At 67.4% G+C, this 16,010-nt stretch carries 17 protein-coding genes; 9 read left to right on the forward strand and 8 right to left on the reverse strand.

Annotated features, from left to right (window positions below; genetic code table 11):
* The first annotated feature begins 201 nt into the window (after positions 1–201).
* Positions 202–837 carry an SCP2 domain-containing protein gene (locus ACFX4F_RS08580; protein ID WP_099819562.1) on the forward strand — a complete coding sequence of 212 codons (636 nt, stop codon included), beginning with the start codon at positions 202–204 and terminating at the stop codon, positions 835–837.
* A complete protein-coding gene (ubiB, locus tag ACFX4F_RS08585; RefSeq protein WP_099819563.1) occupies positions 834–2,489 on the forward strand; it encodes a ubiquinone biosynthesis regulatory protein kinase UbiB in 1,656 nt (551 codons plus the stop codon). The genes ACFX4F_RS08580 and ubiB overlap by 4 nt, the downstream gene beginning before the upstream one ends.
* Positions 2,490–2,539: 50 nt before the next feature.
* On the opposite strand, the gene ACFX4F_RS08590 is transcribed toward ubiB, so the two are convergent.
* From ACFX4F_RS08590 to ACFX4F_RS08605, 4 genes are read right to left on the reverse strand one after another with little or no spacing between them, the layout of a single operon-like run.
* Positions 2,540–3,325 carry a YaiO family outer membrane beta-barrel protein gene (locus tag ACFX4F_RS08590; protein WP_099819564.1) on the reverse strand — a complete coding sequence of 262 codons (786 nt, stop codon included), beginning with the start codon at positions 3,323–3,325 and terminating at the stop codon, positions 2,540–2,542.
* A 5-nt stretch (positions 3,326–3,330) separates the two neighbouring features.
* Positions 3,331–3,936, reverse strand: coding sequence for an acetyltransferase (locus tag ACFX4F_RS08595; RefSeq protein ID WP_099819565.1), 606 nt, complete (start codon positions 3,934–3,936; stop codon positions 3,331–3,333).
* Complete coding sequence (locus tag ACFX4F_RS08600) at positions 3,923–5,062, reverse strand: glycosyltransferase family 2 protein (RefSeq protein WP_099819566.1); 1,140 nt, start codon at positions 5,060–5,062, stop codon at positions 3,923–3,925. Before ACFX4F_RS08600 ends, ACFX4F_RS08595 begins: the two co-directional genes overlap by 14 nt.
* Positions 5,062–5,673 (reverse strand): PIG-L deacetylase family protein, encoded by a 612-nt coding sequence (locus ACFX4F_RS08605; RefSeq protein ID WP_099819684.1) that lies wholly within the window; start codon positions 5,671–5,673, stop codon positions 5,062–5,064. Before ACFX4F_RS08605 ends, ACFX4F_RS08600 begins: the two co-directional genes overlap by 1 nt.
* Before the next feature lie 308 nt (positions 5,674–5,981).
* Here ACFX4F_RS08605 and ACFX4F_RS08610 point away from each other — a divergent pair, with 308 nt between their 5' ends.
* A complete protein-coding gene (locus ACFX4F_RS08610) occupies positions 5,982–6,563 on the forward strand; it encodes an O-methyltransferase (protein WP_380654182.1) in 582 nt (193 codons plus the stop codon).
* Between the two features lie 107 nt (positions 6,564–6,670).
* Entirely contained in the window at positions 6,671–7,411 is a 741-nt protein-coding gene (locus tag ACFX4F_RS08615) for a pseudouridine synthase (RefSeq protein ID WP_099819567.1), read from the forward strand.
* 106 nt (positions 7,412–7,517) lie between these two features.
* Here ACFX4F_RS08615 and ACFX4F_RS08620 read toward each other — a convergent pair whose 3' ends face one another.
* Positions 7,518–8,036: a DUF2059 domain-containing protein gene (locus ACFX4F_RS08620; RefSeq protein ID WP_380654163.1), complete on the reverse strand. Its 519-nt coding sequence runs from the start codon at positions 8,034–8,036 to the stop codon at positions 7,518–7,520.
* Positions 8,037–8,170: 134 nt separating this feature from the next.
* Between ACFX4F_RS08620 and arfB the strand changes: the two genes are divergently transcribed.
* The 3 genes from arfB to dcp all read left to right on the forward strand — a co-directional run bounded on the left by arfB (position 8,171) and on the right by dcp (position 11,477).
* Positions 8,171–8,602 carry an alternative ribosome rescue aminoacyl-tRNA hydrolase ArfB gene (gene arfB / locus ACFX4F_RS08625; RefSeq protein WP_089241560.1) on the forward strand — a complete coding sequence of 144 codons (432 nt, stop codon included), beginning with the start codon at positions 8,171–8,173 and terminating at the stop codon, positions 8,600–8,602.
* A 4-nt stretch (positions 8,603–8,606) separates the two neighbouring features.
* Entirely contained in the window at positions 8,607–9,209 is a 603-nt protein-coding gene (locus ACFX4F_RS08630; protein ID WP_380654167.1) for a lysophospholipid acyltransferase family protein, read from the forward strand.
* A 111-nt stretch (positions 9,210–9,320) separates the two neighbouring features.
* Positions 9,321–11,477 carry a peptidyl-dipeptidase Dcp gene (gene dcp / locus ACFX4F_RS08635; RefSeq protein WP_380654170.1) on the forward strand — a complete coding sequence of 719 codons (2,157 nt, stop codon included), beginning with the start codon at positions 9,321–9,323 and terminating at the stop codon, positions 11,475–11,477.
* A gap of 169 nt (positions 11,478–11,646) precedes the next feature.
* Here the strand turns inward: dcp and ACFX4F_RS08640 are convergent, their stop codons facing one another.
* Positions 11,647–12,093 carry a hypothetical protein gene (locus ACFX4F_RS08640; protein ID WP_025875822.1) on the reverse strand — a complete coding sequence of 149 codons (447 nt, stop codon included), beginning with the start codon at positions 12,091–12,093 and terminating at the stop codon, positions 11,647–11,649.
* Between the two features lie 3 nt (positions 12,094–12,096).
* A complete protein-coding gene (locus tag ACFX4F_RS08645) occupies positions 12,097–12,498 on the reverse strand; it encodes a hypothetical protein (RefSeq protein WP_229980935.1) in 402 nt (133 codons plus the stop codon).
* Between the two features lie 254 nt (positions 12,499–12,752).
* Here ACFX4F_RS08645 and lepB point away from each other — a divergent pair, with 254 nt between their 5' ends.
* Both lepB and ACFX4F_RS08655 read left to right on the forward strand, forming a co-directional pair.
* Positions 12,753–13,379 (forward strand): signal peptidase I, encoded by a 627-nt coding sequence (gene lepB / locus ACFX4F_RS08650; protein ID WP_099819572.1) that lies wholly within the window; start codon positions 12,753–12,755, stop codon positions 13,377–13,379.
* A gap of 121 nt (positions 13,380–13,500) precedes the next feature.
* Entirely contained in the window at positions 13,501–14,757 is a 1,257-nt protein-coding gene (locus ACFX4F_RS08655; protein ID WP_380654176.1) for an MFS transporter, read from the forward strand.
* An 87-nt stretch (positions 14,758–14,844) separates the two neighbouring features.
* Here the strand turns inward: ACFX4F_RS08655 and ACFX4F_RS08660 are convergent, their stop codons facing one another.
* Complete coding sequence (locus tag ACFX4F_RS08660) at positions 14,845–15,753, reverse strand: LysR family transcriptional regulator (protein WP_380654179.1); 909 nt, start codon at positions 15,751–15,753, stop codon at positions 14,845–14,847.
* Positions 15,754–16,010: the final 257 nt, after the last annotated feature.

A 16,010-nucleotide genomic window follows, 5' to 3' on the forward strand; every position in this document is an offset into this window, starting at 1 on the left:
GTCCGGTTGCGGGGGCGTGAGCGCCATGGATGGCGCGACCGAGCTTACAGGGACGTACTTGCAGCGTCCCCCGCAACCGGACCCACCCCGCCTCCCCACTGCACGCCGGCGTTTGACCTTGCGGTTGCCCTGGCCGTTGCGTCTGCGGGTGCCGGGCGGCAGCCCGGCCCAGCCCCCCACCCACGCAGGTAGAATGCGCACATGGCTCTTTCCCTGCTCAAGTCCCTCAAGCCGGTCGCTGGCCGCGCGCTGCAGATCGCCCTGAACCGCGCGCTGGCGCTGGATCCGGATACCCGCCATGCACTGGCCAGCCTCGACGGTCGCCACATCGACCTGACCCTGGACGCACCGCCGCTGGCGATGCGCATCAGTGTTGATGGCAACCAGCTGCGGGTGGGCCCGGTGGATGCGCAGGAAGCCGACCTGGCCGTGCGCAGCAGCCTGGCCGGTGTGCTGGCGCAGCTGCCGTTGCTGGCGCGTGCGCGCCAGGGTGCTGACAACGGCAAGGGCCGCGTACGCGTGGCCGGCGACGCCGAGCTGGCGCGCCGCCTGCAGCAGCTGGCCAAGGGCTTCGATCCGGACTGGCAGCAGCCGTTCGTCAGCGTGTTCGGCGACGTGCTCGGCGTGCAGGTGGCCAACACCCTGCGCAGTGCCCTGCAGCACGCCCGCCAGGGCGCGATCGACCTGGCCCACAGTGCCGCTGAATTCATCACCGAGGAATCGCGCGACGTGGTGCCACGTGCTGAACTGGATGCTTTCCACGACGACGTGGACGTACTGCGCGATGATGTCGAGCGCCTCGGCGCACGCGTGCAGCGCCTGCGGGGGGCCGCATGAAGGCGCTGCTGCGGGCCAGCCGCATCGGCCGGGTGATCCTGCGTTACCGCCTCGACGACCTGCTGCAGGGCACGCCGGCCGAGCGCTGGCTGCGCTTGGCCAAGCCGTTCGTGCCGCGCGCTTCAGCCGACATCGCCGCACAGTCGCGCGGTGCACGCCTGCGCCTGGCGCTGCAGGATCTGGGGCCGATCTTCGTCAAGTTCGGGCAGATCCTGTCGACCCGCCGCGACCTGGTGCCGCCGGATGTGGCCAATGAGCTGACCCTGCTGCAGGACCGGGTCAAACCCTTCGACGGCGACGCGGCGCGCCGCATCGTCGAGGAAGCGCTGGGCCTGCCGGTCAGCGAAGCCTTCGCCAGTTTCGACACCGAACCGCTGGCCTCGGCCTCGATCGCGCAGGTGCACGCGGCCACCCTGGCCGATGGCCGCCAGGTGGTGGTCAAGGTGCTGCGCCCGGGCATCGAGAAGCAGATCGACGCCGACATCGCCCTGCTCAACTCGCTGGCAACGCTGGTCGAGCGCACCCATCCGCGTGCCGACAAGATCCGCCCGCGCGAAGTGGTGGCCGAAGTCGAAAACACCCTGGCGGCCGAGCTCGACCTGCAGCGCGAAGGCGCCAATGCCAGCGTGCTGCGCCGCTTCTGGGAGAACTCCGACGACCTGTACGTGCCGGAAGTGATCTGGAGCCATACCGCCGAGCGCGCCCTGACCCTGGAGCGCGTATGGGGCATTCCCTCCGATGACATCGCCGCACTGGACAAGGCCGGCATCGACCGCAAGGCGCTGGCCGCCAAGGGCGTGCGGGTGTTCTACACCCAGGTGTTCCGCGACAACTTCTTCCATGCCGACGCGCACGCCGGCAACATCTGGGTCGACATCGATCCGGCGCGCCGCGACAACCCGCGCTTCATCGCGCTGGACTTCGGCATCATGGGCCAGCTCTCGCAGGAAGATCAGTACTACCTGGCCGAGAATTTCATGGCCATCTTCAACCGCGACTACCGCCGCATCGCCGAACTGCACGTGCAGGCGCGCTGGATGCCCGACAACGTGCGCATCGATGATCTGGAAGCGGCGGTGCGTTCGGTGTGCGAGCCGTACTTCACCCGCCCGCTGTCGCAGATCTCGCTGGCCGAAGTGCTGATGAAGCTGTTCCGCGTGGCCCAGCGCTACCAGTTGACCCTGCAGCCGCAGTTGATCCTGCTGCAGAAGACCCTGCTCAACATCGAAGGCGTCGGCCGCCAGCTCGATCCGCAGATCGACATCTGGGCGGTGGCCAAGCCGGTGCTGGCGAAGATCCTGCGCGAGCGCTACAGCCCGCGCCGTGTCGTGCGCGAGATCGGCAAGCGCCTGCCGGAAATCATGACCCATGCGCCGGACATGCCGCGCCTGGTGCACGCCTGGCTGACCCAGCAGGTGGAAGGCCGGCATGAACTGGCGATGCGCTCGCGCGATCTGGTCGCACTCGATGCCAGCCTGCAGCGGCTGCAGAAGCGCGCGGTCGGGGCGATCACCGGCGTTGGTCTGCTGGCGATTGCCGCATTGATGTACGTGCTGCAGCCGCCGGGCTGGTACTGGGGTGACGTGCCGGCGTGGAGCTGGTTGTCCGGTACCGTTGGCGTGTTCGCGCTGGCGCGTGCCTGGTGGCGATGACCGCAGCCTGCTGAAACGGCGACGACAGCGGACCGTCGTCGCCGGCTGGATTACCAGCGGTAGCCCAGGCCCACCTGCGTATGCACGCTCTGGAAGCGATCCAGGCGTGTCTTGTGCCAGGTCTTGCCCAGCCCGACGTCGAGTACCAGGTGCTCTACCAGCGGCTGGCTGCGGCGCAGGAACAGGCGCTTGGCTTCGTGTTCGCGCAGCAGCAGCGGGTCGGCATCGGCGGTATAGCCCGACGTGCCACTGCCCAGCCACAGCTGGGTCGAGCCATGCCCCTGACGGTCCTTCAGACGCAGTGACACGGTGCTGCCATGGCCATCGGGCCCGTTGGACTGGCGATGGCGCTCATGCTTGACCGATGCCGTCACCCGCGGGAAGTAGTGGGAGGCACCGATCGACCAGCCATTGACGTAGCCGCTGCCGTGGTACTCGGCGTACTTGCCACCTACGCTCAGGACGGTCTTCCTGGCCACCTTCCACAGGATGTCCTGGTTGATCTGGCGGTTGACGAAGACCGGATCGTCGTTGGACGCCATCACCGATGTACGCGTGGTGACGGTGTCTGACCAGTCGTGGTGCAACGAACCCTGCACCCGGTTTCCGCTGTAGCGCGAGCTGCCGTAATCGCGCTCGCCGTGGGCCAGGCCCAGGTGCCAGCGACTGGCGCCGGTGCGACCTGCCACATCCACTGTCTGCACGTCGCGCTTGCCGAAGCCTTCGTTGTAGTCGGTGTGGTCCAGTTGCAGGGAAACACGGTCGACACCGGCATGGGCGCTGGCGGCGGCCAGCAGCAGGGCGCACGGCAGTACGCCACGATTGATGAATCGCATGGTGATTACTCCAGGGGTTGGGAATGCAGGTGTTGCAGCAGGCGATAGCGGCCCGCCGGCAGGTTCCGTTCCACGGTGATCCGCGGCCCGAACTGGCTGCCCGGTGCGACGATGCGACCGGGCAGGATGATCACGCCGACGCCCAGCGCCGCACCTGCGCCGACCCACGCGCCGAGCTTGTCGCGCTGGCTGTCGATGACCTGGCCATCGACATGCACGGCGATCGACGCGCCGTCCAGGCGGTGGTTGCTGGTGCGCACGAGGGCACCCAGATAGGCGTGGTCGTCGATGCGGCTGTCGCCGATGAAGCACTGCGGACCGATGCTGACCCGCTGGCCGACCACGGTGTTCTTGAGCTCGCTGGCAAAGCCGATGCGGGTGCCGTCACCGATGCGCAGCGGACCACGCAGCAGCGCATCGTTGCCGATCAGGCAGTGGCGTCCGATCGACACCGGCCCCTGGATATGGGCACCATCGCAGATGCGGCTGCCGACGCCGATGCGCACCGCACCGCGTATCGTGGCCTGTGGCGATATGTCCGCGCGTGGATCGAGGCAGGGCTGCAGCGATGCCAGTTCGCCGGCCATTGCTTCCAGGTCATTCCACCACATGCGGATACCTCGTCGGCTTGTCGCGTTCCGGCTCGCGGCCGGTGAACAGCCCCTTCAGTCCATGGATCAGCCAGACCGCATAGGCCAGCAGCACATACAGCACGGAGAACGCTGCAGCCGGTACCAGCCAGGCGCGCCGGTGGTGCACGGCACTGACCAGGCCCAGCGCCATCACGATGCCGATCCAGACCAGCGGCACCACCGCCACCACCAGGCCGGCGGGGCCATGCACCGTAGCGGCGCCGAATGCCACCTGCAGCCCCGCGGTGATGCCCAGCAGCGCCAGCAGGATCATCGGCAGGATGCTGAAGAGGCCGAAGCGGGTCAGCAGCAACCGCCGATGCAGGCGCATGCACACCGCATAGCCGACGATCCAGCGCCGCCAGCGGCGCCATTCCTCCACCAGCGTGCTGCATTCCTGCGGGTAGACCACGCAGCGGATGCTCTGCCGTACCCGATAGCCCTGGGCCACCAGCGACCAGGACATGTCCAGGTCTTCGACCCGGGTGCGGTCGGAAAAACCGACCTTGCGCAGCACGCTGGTGCGGAACAGCCCGCACGAGCCGGAGACGATGAACGGCGCACCGCCCAGCCACTGCTGGAAGCTGCGCTTGATGACGATCATCGGCAGCTTCAGGCTGGCCCGCACGTGCGGAAGAAAGCCGGCGCCCTGCAGGCATGACGATGGCACGCCACCCACCGCGTCGGCGCCACGTTCTATTTCCGCCAGCAGGTGGCCCAGGCCGGTACTGCGTGGATCGACGCGTGTGTCAGCATCGGTCAGGAATACCTGGGCGGTGGTCACATGCTGCAGCCCGTGCATCAGCGCACCGCCCTTGCCGGTATTGGCCTGGTGCACGGCAAGCAGGCGATCAGGCCACTGCAGTTGCAGCGCATCCAGCACCTGCGCGGTGGTGTCGGTGGAGCCGTCGTTCACGCAGATCACCCGCGCGATGTAGGGGTTCTGCAGCAGATCGGTGAGCGAGCGTCGCAGGCACGGTGCTTCGTTGTAGGCCGGCACGATCGCATCGATGCTGCGCAGTTGCCCGCTGGGCCTGCGCGTTGCGTGGACCAGCAGGCGCACGACGATGAAGACGCACATCGCCACGAACAGCAGGGTTTTCATCACAGCACCAGCCGATGCGGCACGAAGCCTTCGCTGGGGCCGACACCCGCCTGTTGGCCGCGGAACTGGGCATGGCAGCGCAGATGGCTTTCCTGCATGTAAGGGCGATCACCCTGGCTGGCGTGTTCGCGCAGTGCGCGGATCTTCAGTTCCAGCTGCACGCTGATGTCTTCAAACACCTGCGGGACGAACTGCGGCAGCGTGCTTGGGCTCTCGTAGCACAGGATCTGCGGCACGCTGCGGCAGGCGACGATCGAGGCTTCATGGGCGGTGCGATGATCCTGGTGATGGTCTTCGCCGCACATCGTGTAGACGCGCTGTGGCCGGATGGCGTCGCAGGCCTGCTCCAGCGCGCTGATGATGGCGTTGCGGCAGGACGGGAAACAGGTATCCGGGAAGTCATGCTGCAGCACCTGGCGGACGCCGAGCTGCCGCAGCGCGCGATGCGATTCGTCGCTGCGATCGGCGCCATCGTGACAGCCGCGACCACCCCGGCTGAGTACCAGGGCATGGATGCGCGCGCCGGCGAAGGCGAGCTTGGCCAGGCTGCCGCCACAGCCCAGTTCGATGTCATCGGGATGGGCGCCGATTGCCAGGATGTCGTGGGCCATGGCCATGTCCTTGCGGGAATCCAGGGGAAATGCGGCAGACGCGTTGAACGCACTGCAGCGGGCGCGGACTATCGCAATGGCCAGGTGAAAAAGGGCCTAGGAACATTACGAAAACGCGTCGACGCTCGGCCCAGGCCTTGCCGTGCAACAACGCGGCGAGACAAGGCATCGGCCGCCGGCAGTGGGTGAACGGCTCCACGGAGGCCGATGACGTCAATGCACAGATGCGGACAGGCGCTTTGGAAGCAGCGAGAATGCTGCTGGCGCATCGCCATCCGGCGTTTGCCCGTACCGCGGAGATCGAGCCGATGGATCTGGCTGCACTGAAGGATGAACTGGCCCGCTTCGGCAGCCACAACGATGCGTGTGAAACCGAACGCGGCCGGCGCATGCTCAACATCACCGCCGATACCGGGGAGCTGCTGTCGGTGCTGGTGCGTTTCGGCAATGCCCGCCGCGTGCTGGAGATCGGCACCTCCAATGGGTATTCCACGCTGTGGCTGGCCGAGGCTGCCGCTGCCATCGATGGCCACGTGACCACGCTGGAGTTCGCCGCCGACAAGGTGGCGATGGCCCGCGCGAATTTCGCCCGCAGTGGATTGGGTGAGCGCATCGACCTGGTCCACGCTGATGCCGGGCCGTGGCTGGCGCAGGCTGGCGACGCCAGCATCGACCTGCTGTTCCTGGATTCCGATCGCGGGCAGTACGCAGGCTGGTGGCCGCAGCTGCGCCGGGTGCTGCGCCCCGGCGGGCTGCTGGTGGTCGACAACGCCACCTCGCATGCCGAGCAGATGGAACCCCTGCGCGCCCTGCTGGCTGCCGATGCGGCGTTCACCACCAGCCTGGTGCCGGTGGGCAATGGCGAGCTGCTGGCGCTGCGCAACGCCTGACTGCTTTACAGGTAGGTGCCAACCTTGGTTGGCAGGCTATTGCCGGTCGCGCGGAGCAGCCGAGCGTGGGCTCGGCTCTACAGAGGGCAGGCCTTTATAATCGCGCGGTGAGTACCGAACCTGACACCCTCGCTGCGGTCGAGATTGAAACCGCGCCCCTGCAGCTGCTGCACCTGGACGAACGCCTGGCGGTGGTCAACAAGCCGGCCGGGCTGATGGTCCACGACAGCAAGCTGGCCCGTGGCGAAGATGATTTCCTCGCCGATCGCCTGCGCGAGCAGCTGGGCCGGCCGATCTTCCTGGTCCATCGCCTGGATCGCGCCACCAGTGGCTGCCTGCTGCTGGCGTTCGACCGCGACGCCGCCAGCATGCTGGGCAAGGCGCTGATGGGCGGCGAGGTGAGCAAGGACTATCTGGCGATCTGCCGCGGCTGGCCGGCCGAGGAGGCCTGGCAGGTCGACCATGATCTGGACGGCGGTCCGGGCAAGCCGGTGAAGAAGCCGGCGGTGACCGATTTCCAGCGTCTGGCTGCCGGCGAACTGTCGGTGCCGGTGGGGGAGTTCGCCAGTTCGCGCTACGCGCTGCTGCGCTGCCAGCCGCAGACGGGGCGCTTCCGGCAGATCCGCCGGCATCTGAAACACCTGTCTCACCACCTGATCGGCGATACCAGCCATGGTGATGGCCGGCACAACCGCAACTTCCGCATGCAGGGGGTGCACCGCATGCTGCTGCATGCCGAGCGGCTGCGCTTCCCGCATCCGGATGGCGGCACGGTGGACGTGCGGGCCCCGGTCGACGGTGAGTTCCAGAAGGCGCTGGACCTGTTCGGCTGGAGCCAGGACCTGTAGAGCCGAGCCCACGCTCGGCTGCGCTTCCCGGCGCTGCGCGCCGCCGCCCGAGCATGGGCTCGGGCGCTACGGAAATCCGGGTTGCCGGCCAGCGGCCGGCACTACCTCACTTCTTTTCCGGCTCGTTGACGATCGCTTCCAGATCCTTCTGCAGATCGGCGAACAGCGGCTGCATGCGCGTCTGGATCGCCACCATCACGTTCTGCATCAGCGCCGGGGTCTTGTCGAGCAGGCTCTGGCCGGCCGGGCTCTCGTAGAACTCGGCCATGGCCAGCACGTCTTCCTTGCTGAAGGTCTTCTTGTACAGGTCCACGTACATCGGCCGCAGCTGCTGCCACGACAGTGCCTGGCGCAGGGTCTGGCTGGTACGCGCCTGGATGCGCTGCAGCTGTTCCTGCTGCTGGGCGTTGAGCTGGCGCTGTGCGGCCACCTGCTGGAACTGCTGCTGCTGCATCGCTTCGATCTGCGGCAGCATGGTGTCGATCATGCTCTGCGCACGCGAGGCCGACAGCAGGCGGTTGATGTCGCCATCGGTGGGCGCTGCGGCCAGCACCGGCGTGCTTGCTGCGGCCAGCACCAGCAGCAGGGTTGCGCGGCGCAACACGGAGGGAACGAAGCGGATCATGCGGAGCGTCCTGCAGTACACGGGACGGCAAGCATACCCCCGGCAAAGGCGAAGGCGGCGTGTTCGGTGCCTGATCGGCGGCATACGGCGCGCGATGGCAGCCACGGCAACGCGGCTGCCGCTACAATGCGCGGATGGGCAACGGACCGGTCACCATCAGCGCGCAGCTTGAAATCCCCGACGGCGAGATCGTCGAGCGTTTCGTGCGTGCCAGTGGCGCCGGCGGCCAGAACGTCAACAAGGTCTCCACCGCGGTGGAACTGCGTTTCGACGTGGCCGGTTCGCCCTCGTTGCCCGAACCGTTGCGCGAGCGCCTGCTGGCGCGGCGCGACCGGCGCATGACCGGCGAAGGCGTGCTGGTCATCGACGCGCAACGGTTCCGCACCCAGGATCGCAATCGCGAGGATGCGCGCGAGCGGCTGGCGGCCTTCATCCAGGCCGGGCTGAGCGTGCCCAAACCACGCAAGGCCACCAAGCCGACCTTCGGGTCGAAACTGCGTCGTCTGGACGCCAAACGCGGGCGCGCGCAGATCAAGCGCGGGCGCTCATCACGTGACTGGGAGTGATTGCTTGAACAACCCGACGCCGTTGCTGCCGGCCATTCCGCCGAACATGCCGCAGGTCAGACCCAACCGTTTCCTGCGCTGGCTGGCGCGCTGCACGCTGCGCATGGGCGGCTGGAAGGTCACCGGCACCCTGCCGGATGTGCCGAAAGTGGTGTTCATCATCGCCCCGCATTCGTCCAACTGGGACGGGCTGTGGGGCATGGCCGCGAAGATCGCACTGGGCATGAAAGTGAAGGTGCTGGGCAAGGCCTCGCTGTTCTGGTGGCCACTGGGCCCGCTGCTGCACAGGCTGGGCGTGATCCCGCTGGACCGCAGCTCGCCGCAGGGCACCGTCGGCCAGGCCGTGGACCTGCTGCGCAACAACGAGAAGATGTGGTTCGCGATCACCCCGGAAGGCACCCGCAAGGCCGTCAAGGAATGGAAGGCCGGTTTCCTGAAGATCGCGCGGATGGCCGACGTGCCGATCCTGGCGGCGTACTTCCACTACCCGGAGAAGATCATCGGCATCGGTCCGGTGTTCACGCCGACCGGCGATGATGCCGCCGACATGGCCGCCATCCGCGAGTTCTACCGGCCGTGGATCGGCAAGACCCGCGGCACGGTCTGAGCCGGCCGCTGCCGGCAGCGCAGACGCCACGTCCGGCACATGCCGGGCGCCCGTGACAGGAGTAGGGTGGACGGCTGCCATCCCGTACCGTCTGCCCAAGGAGCGTTTTACATGTCGCGTACCGTAGTCCTGGCCGCCGCCATCAGCCTGGCGCTGGCGGCCTGTTCCGGCAAGGAGTCCACCCCCGTGTCCGAAGCCCAGAAAGCACCGGCCCAGCAGCCGGCCGAAGCCTCCACCAACCCGCTGCTGACCGCCAGCAGCCTGCCGTTCCAGGCACCGCCGTTCGACAAGATCAAGGACAGCGATTACCTGCCGGCCTTCGAAGAAGGCATGCGCCAGCATCTGGCCGACGTGCGCAAAATCGCCGACAGCGCCGAGCCGGCCACCTTCGACAACACCATCGTGGCGATGGAGCGCAGCGGCGAGACCCTGACCCGCGTGTCGCGCATCTTCTTCGGCCTGGTCCAGGCCGATACCAACGATGCCCGCCAGAAGATCCAGGAAGAAGTAGCGCCGAAGCTGGCCGCGCACCAGGATGAGATCAACCTCGATCCGAAGCTGTTCGCGCGCGTGAAGTCGCTGTACGACCAGCGCGAGACGCTGGGCCTGGATCCGGTGCAGAAGCGCCTGGTCGAGCACTACTACGACGGTCTGGTGCGCTCGGGCGCGCAGCTGTCCGACGCCGACAAGGCGAGCCTGCGCAAGCTCAACGTGGAAGAAACCACGCTGTCCACGCAGTTCCACACCCGCCTGGTGGCGGCAACCGCCGCTGCCGCGGTGGTGGTGGACGACAAGGCCAAGCTGGCCGGCCTGGACGAGGGCGCGGTCAACAACGCCGCCGCCGCCGCCAAGGACCGCAAGCTGGACGGCAAGTTCCTGCTGCCGCTGCAGAACACCACCCAGCAGCCGGTGCTCGGCTCGCTGAGCGACCGCGACCAGCGTGCGGCCGTGCTGAAGGCTTCGGAAACCCGTGCCGAGCGCGGCGATGCCAACGACACCCGGCAGACCGTGCAGCGCCTGGCCCAGCTGCGTGCGCAGAAGGCCAAGCTGCTCGGCTTTGACACCTTCGCCGACTACCAGCTGGGCGACCAGATGGCCAAGACCCCGGCCGCCGCACTCAAGCTGCTGACCGATACCGTACCGGCCGCCACCGCCAAGGCGCGTGCCGAAGCCGGCGAGATCCAGAAGGTGATCGACGCGCAGAAGGGTGGCTTCCAGGTGGCCGCCTCGGATTGGGACTTCTACGCCGAGCAGGTGCGCAAGGCCAAGTACGATCTGGACGAGTCGCAGATCAAGCCCTACTTCGAACTGGACAACGTGCTGCAGAACGGCGTCTTCTACGCCGCCACCCAGCTGTACGGCATCACCTTCAAGCCGCGCACCGACATTCCGACCTACAACCCGGACATGAAGGTGTACGAAGTGTTCGACAAGGACGGCACCTCGCTGGCCCTGTTCTACACCGACTACTTCAAGCGTGACAGCAAGTCCGGCGGCGCCTGGATGGACGTGTTCGTCGAACAGGACGGCCTCACCGGTGCCAAGCCGGTGGTCTACAACGTCTGCAACTTCACCAAGCCGGCCGCTGGCCAGCCTGCGCTGATCAGCTTCGACGACGTCACCACGATGTTCCATGAGTTCGGCCATGCACTGCACGGCATGTTCTCGAACGTGAAGTATCCGTCGATCGCTGGCACCGCCACCTCGCGCGATTTCGTCGAGTTCCCGTCGCAGTTCAACGAACACTGGGCGCTGGACCCGAAGGTGTTCGCCAACTACGCCAAGCACTACAAGACCGGCGAAGCGATGCCGCAGGAACTGGTCGACAAGATCCTCAAGGCGCGCAGCTTCAACCAGGGCTATGCGACCACCGAGTACCTGTCGGCCGCACTGCTCGACCTGGCCTGGCACACGCAGAAGGCCGATGCGCCGCTGCAGGATGTCGGCGCCTTCGAAGCCAGCGCACTGAAGAAGTTCAAGGTCGACCTGCCGCAGGTGCCGCCGCGTTACCGCACCACCTACTTCGACCACATCTGGGGTGGCGGTTACTCGGCCGGCTACTACGCCTACTTCTGGGCGGAAGTGCTGGACCATGACGCCTACCAGTGGTTCACCGAACACGGTGGCCTGACCGCCGCCAACGGCCAGGAATTCCGCGACAAGATCCTCTCGCGCGGCAACAGCGTGGAGCTGTCGACCCTGTACCGCGATTTCCGTGGCAAGGACCCGTCGGTGGAACCGCTGCTGAAGTTCCGCGGCCTGAAGTAAGCAACAGAAAACGGCGGGGGGCAACCCCGCCGTTTTTCTTTGTGTGGAGCCGAGCCATGCTCGGCTTTCTTCTGTAGAGCCGAGCCCACGCTCGGCTGATGTTTTCTGGAAAGGCAGCCGAGCATGGGCTCGGCTCTACAAAGGCGGAAAAGCGAGTTACCGAAGCGCATCAGGTCCCTACGTGCACCCGGTTCGCCTGCTCGGCCAGCCCCAGATGATCCAGCGCGATATCCAGCGCCAGCACATAGCTCTGCGCCCCATACCCGGCCGCGATCCCCAATCGCTGACCCACGCCCGCCGGCAGGCACGGCTCGGCCACCGCGCCGTCGTCATGCACTTCCACGTACGCGTTGTGCAGGTACGGCAGCAGCCGCTGCAGGCGCAGGCTGTCGGCACATGCGCCCGGATCGAGCAGCGTCACCTCGCCACGGCTGTGGTCGGCCACGCGCAGCGCGTCCAGCAGTTCCTGTTCCGAACCGCAGGCGCGGATCGCCACGCTGGTGCCCGCATCGATCGCACGGTGCACCAGTGATTTCAGTACCGGCGCCGGCAGCGGCGCGGCAGTACGGATCAACGCGCCAGCTGCTTCCGGGCCACGGATGATGAAGATCGACATGACTCAGCCCTCCCGTGCCAGGCGGCGGCCGACGATGGCCAACGACAGCGGATAACCCGCCTGCTGGCTGCGCTGGTCGACCACCACGGCGGCCGGGCCATGCTGCAGGCGCAGGCGCGCTTCCAGACCGGGCTGATGGGGTGACTGCAGTTCGATGTACTCCGCCGGCAGACCGTCCAGCGCCGCCTGCAGCGCACCACCCTCGGCACACCATTGCGCCTCGTCGGCGACGCCGACATCAAGCAGCACCCAGTCCGCGCTGCGCGCCTGCGGCTGGCACAGGCACTGGCGCACATCGGCCAGGCTGGCGCAGTCGGTGCACAGCACCGGATGGCCGGACAACTCGGCCGGCAGCAGCGGACGCGGCACCGACGGCGACGCATGCCGGATCACCAGGAGGGTCATACAACACCTTGCGCAAAGCGCCCTGCGGCGCGGTAGGCACACGATGCGCGTGGTGGCCGTAAAGGTGCGATGCCCGATGACGGGCAGTGGCGTAAAACCTGCGTAACCCCTCCTGTAGCGCCGAGCCCATGCTCGGCTTGCTCGACGCTACGGAACGGTAGCCGAGCACGGGCTCGGCTCTACAGGATGCGGGCGCGGGAACCTCTTCGGCCCGCATGTGGTCTGATGCCGATATCACCCCTCCGGAACCTGTCATGGATGCTGTTGCCCGCCCCCCGTTTTCGCAGCGCACGCTTGCCTGGCTGAAGAAGGAGGCGCTGCCCCTGCTGGTGATGCTGGGCCTGCTCGCCGCCGCCCGCGACACCCTCGCCAACCACTACGTCGTGCCCAGCGGCTCGATGCAGCCGACGCTGCAACCGGGCGACCGGGTGGTGGTGGACATGCGCGCTTATGGCCTGCGCCTGCCGTTCACCAGCAAGGAGCTGCTGGGTACCGGCACGCCGCAGCGTGGTGAGGTGGCCGTGTTCGATTCACCGGCCGACGGCACCCGCCTGATCAAGCGCGTCGCCGCCGTGGCTGGCGATCACGTGCAACTGCACGATGGCCACCTGAGCATCAACGGCCAGCCGCTGCAGATCGCTGACCTGGCCGATACCGAAGCCTTTGGTGAGCGCCGCGCCAGCCTCGACCTGGACAGGGGCGGTGGCCCGGACATCGCGGATCTGCAGGTGCCCGCCGGCAAGGTGCTGGTGCTGGGCGACCATCGCGGCAACAGCTTCGATGGCCGCTTCTTCGGCTTCGTCGATGCGGACAAGATCTACGGCCGTGCGGTGGCGGTCTATTACCGCCGTGGTGACGGCTTCGAATGGCAGCGGCTGTAAGCTGAATCGATATGCCTGGAGTATCAATCCTGACCTATCAGGTTATGGATCGACTGGATGGACGGGCCTAGTCTGAGGCCCGTCCTCTCCATTCCGGCCGCCCCCACGGCCCACCGCCCCCATGACTGGCGAAACTCCGGCGGCCCTCGCCGCCCGTCCCCGCACTGACCACGCTGCCGCCGACACCCGCATCCAGCAGGGAACGCCTGCCTTCCGCCGCACCGCGCTGGCGCTGTTCCTGGCCGGCTTTTCGACCTTCGGCCTGCTGTATACGGTGCAGCCACTGTTGCCCGAGTTCAGCCGCCACTTCGGCGTGTCCGCTGCGGGCAGCGCGATGTCGCTGTCGCTGACCACCGGCACCCTGGCCGTGGCCATGCTGCTGGCCGGCCTGCTGTCCGATGTGGTGGGCCGGCGCCCGCTGATGATCGTTGCGCTGCTGGCCTCGGCCACGTTGTCGCTGTGCACGGCACTGGTTGATGACTGGTCCACCCTGCTGGTGCTGCGCACCCTGCTGGGGCTGGCGCTGAGCGGCGTACCGGCGGTGGCGATGACCTACCTGGTCGAGGAAATGGACAGCCGCGCGCTGGGCCTGGCGATGGGCCTGTACATCGGCGGCAACGCCATCGGCGGCATGAGCGGGCGGCTGCTGGCCGGCATCATCGCCGACCACTGGGGTTGGCGCTGGGGCATCGGCGTGGTCTCGATCATCGCCGTGGCCAGCACCGTGCTGCTGTGGCTGCAGCTGCCGCCGTCGCGCCACTTCCAGGCCAGTCGCAGTGGCCTGCGCCAGTTGCCCGCGCGCTGGCGCACGCTGTTCGCCGACCCTGGCCTACCGTGGTTGTTCGCCACCTCGTTCGTGCTGATGGGCGTGTTCGTCACCCTCTACAACTACCTCGGCTACCACCTGCTGGCGCCGCCGTACCAGCTCAGCCAGACGGTGGTCGGGTTGATCTTCAGCGTGTACCTCGTCGGCACCTTCAGTTCGGCGTGGATGGGCCAGCAGGCGACGCGCTACGGGCGCGGTCGCATCCTGTCGATCTCCTTCGGCCTGATCGCCGCCGGCATCGTGCTGCTGGCGATGCCGTGGCTGTCGGCGATGGCCGTGGGCATCGCGCTGGTGACGTTCGGTTTCTTCGGTGGCCATTCGGTGGCCAGCAGCTGGGTCGGCAGCCGCGCCGGTTCGATGCGAGCGGAAGCGTCGGCGCTGTACCTGTTCGCCTATTACCTGGGCTCGAGTGTGCTGGGCGGCGTGGGCGGCCTGGCCTACGCCGCGTGGGACTGGCTGGGCGTGTGCGCGTTCGCCGCGCTGCTGACCCTGATCGGCGGAGGCATCGTGTGGGCGCTGCAGCAGCGCGCCCCGCAGCCGGTGACGGCCTGACGTTCGCCGGGCATGGCCCGGCGCTACCCGATCAGGGTGGAAGACGGTAGCGCCGGGCGATGCCCGGCGAGCGCGCAGCGCGGCGCATCATCCCGCGACGAACGCCCCACGCAGCAGCCCGGCGAAATTGCGGATCAACGGCGTCACACCCTCGCGGCGCCACGCCAGCTGCACTTCCGAATGCGCGCCGGCATCGGCCAGCGGCACGAAGCGCGCACCCTCCACCCGGATGTGGTCGCACGACGAAGGCAGGATCGCCGCACCCAGTCCCGCAGCAGCCAGGCTGATCAGCGTCGACGCCTCACCGGCCTCCTGCACGATGCGCGGCGTGAAGCCCGCCGCCGCGCACAACGCGATCATGTGGTCATGGATGCCCGCCCCCGCGCTGCGGCGGAACGCCACGAACGGTTCCTGCGCCAGATCGCGCAACGCCAGGGTGCCGCCTTTCGACAGGCGACGCAGGGCAGGGTGGTCGGCATGCAGGATCAACGCCAGTGGATCGACGAACAGGCTGTGCGCCACCAGCTCGGCCGGCAGCGTGCGCTTGCGGATGATGCCCACGTCCAGCGAACCATCTAGCAGCGCATCGATCTGCTGCAGGGTGTTCATCTCGCTCAGCTGCAACCGCACCTGCGGATACTGCTGTCGATACTGCAGGATCGAACGTGGAATCTGCGGCGACAACGGCGTGGCCCGGGTCAGGCCGATACGCAGCTCACCCTGCTCGCCACGCTGCGCGCGCTGCACTTCATCCACCGCCGATTCCACCTGCTGCACGATGCCGCGCGCACGTTCCTGCAGCAGTTCCCCCGCAGCCGTCAGCTGCACACGTCGATGGCTGCGCACGAACAACCGCGCACCGATCAGTTCCTCCAGCTGCCGGATCTGCTGGCTGAGCGGCGGCTGTGACATCCCCAATCGCTCGGCTGCCTGGCCGAAGTGCAGGGTATCGGCGACGGCGAGGAAGTAACGCAGATGGCGGAGTTCGATGGACATGCGCCCAGTCTATGCATCGCCAGCCACAAATGGGCCCAGATCATTCGTACGTCATCCACGCATGGCGTGGATCTACCGTGTCGACCAAGGTCGACACCTACCAACAGCAGCACAGAACGAGGCAGGGGTCGGAGCCCGTTGCGCAGCAACGGGATCCGACCCCCGACAGATCGCGGGAATCTGTCAGAGGCGGGGCGGTGTGGGTGGGCAGGACCGTTGGCGCCATGGATGGCGCCATCGAGCCCCCATGGACGGGT

Source organism: Stenotrophomonas sp. YIM B13575, assembly GCF_042787595.1.
GTDB classification, from domain to species: Bacteria; Pseudomonadota; Gammaproteobacteria; order Xanthomonadales; family Xanthomonadaceae; genus Stenotrophomonas; species Stenotrophomonas lactitubi_B.

Excerpts from the sequence above, each read along its gene's own strand:
- ACFX4F_RS08645 (WP_229980935.1), bottom strand. The coding sequence starts at position 12,498 with ATGACCCTCCTGGTGATCCGGCATGCGTCGCCGTCGGTGCCGCGTCCG.
- ACFX4F_RS08660 (WP_380654179.1), bottom strand. The coding sequence starts at position 15,753 with ATGTCCATCGAACTCCGCCATCTGCGTTACTTCCTCGCCGTCGCCGAT.
- ACFX4F_RS08595 (WP_099819565.1), bottom strand. The coding sequence starts at position 3,936 with ATGTGGTGGAATGACCTGGAAGCAATGGCCGGCGAACTGGCATCGCTG.
- ACFX4F_RS08640 (WP_025875822.1), bottom strand. The coding sequence starts at position 12,093 with ATGTCGATCTTCATCATCCGTGGCCCGGAAGCAGCTGGCGCGTTGATC.
- ACFX4F_RS08600 (WP_099819566.1), bottom strand. The coding sequence starts at position 5,062 with ATGAAAACCCTGCTGTTCGTGGCGATGTGCGTCTTCATCGTCGTGCGC.
- ACFX4F_RS08605 (WP_099819684.1), bottom strand. The coding sequence starts at position 5,673 with ATGGCCCACGACATCCTGGCAATCGGCGCCCATCCCGATGACATCGAA.
- ubiB (WP_099819563.1), top strand. The coding sequence starts at position 834 with ATGAAGGCGCTGCTGCGGGCCAGCCGCATCGGCCGGGTGATCCTGCGT.
- ACFX4F_RS08610 (WP_380654182.1), top strand. The coding sequence starts at position 5,982 with ATGGATCTGGCTGCACTGAAGGATGAACTGGCCCGCTTCGGCAGCCAC.
- arfB (WP_089241560.1), top strand. The coding sequence starts at position 8,171 with ATGGGCAACGGACCGGTCACCATCAGCGCGCAGCTTGAAATCCCCGAC.
- ACFX4F_RS08655 (WP_380654176.1), top strand. The coding sequence starts at position 13,501 with ATGACTGGCGAAACTCCGGCGGCCCTCGCCGCCCGTCCCCGCACTGAC.
- ACFX4F_RS08590 (WP_099819564.1), bottom strand. The coding sequence starts at position 3,325 with ATGCGATTCATCAATCGTGGCGTACTGCCGTGCGCCCTGCTGCTGGCC.
- dcp (WP_380654170.1), top strand. The coding sequence starts at position 9,321 with ATGTCGCGTACCGTAGTCCTGGCCGCCGCCATCAGCCTGGCGCTGGCG.
- ACFX4F_RS08580 (WP_099819562.1), top strand. The coding sequence starts at position 202 with ATGGCTCTTTCCCTGCTCAAGTCCCTCAAGCCGGTCGCTGGCCGCGCG.
- lepB (WP_099819572.1), top strand. The coding sequence starts at position 12,753 with ATGGATGCTGTTGCCCGCCCCCCGTTTTCGCAGCGCACGCTTGCCTGG.
- ACFX4F_RS08620 (WP_380654163.1), bottom strand. The coding sequence starts at position 8,036 with ATGATCCGCTTCGTTCCCTCCGTGTTGCGCCGCGCAACCCTGCTGCTG.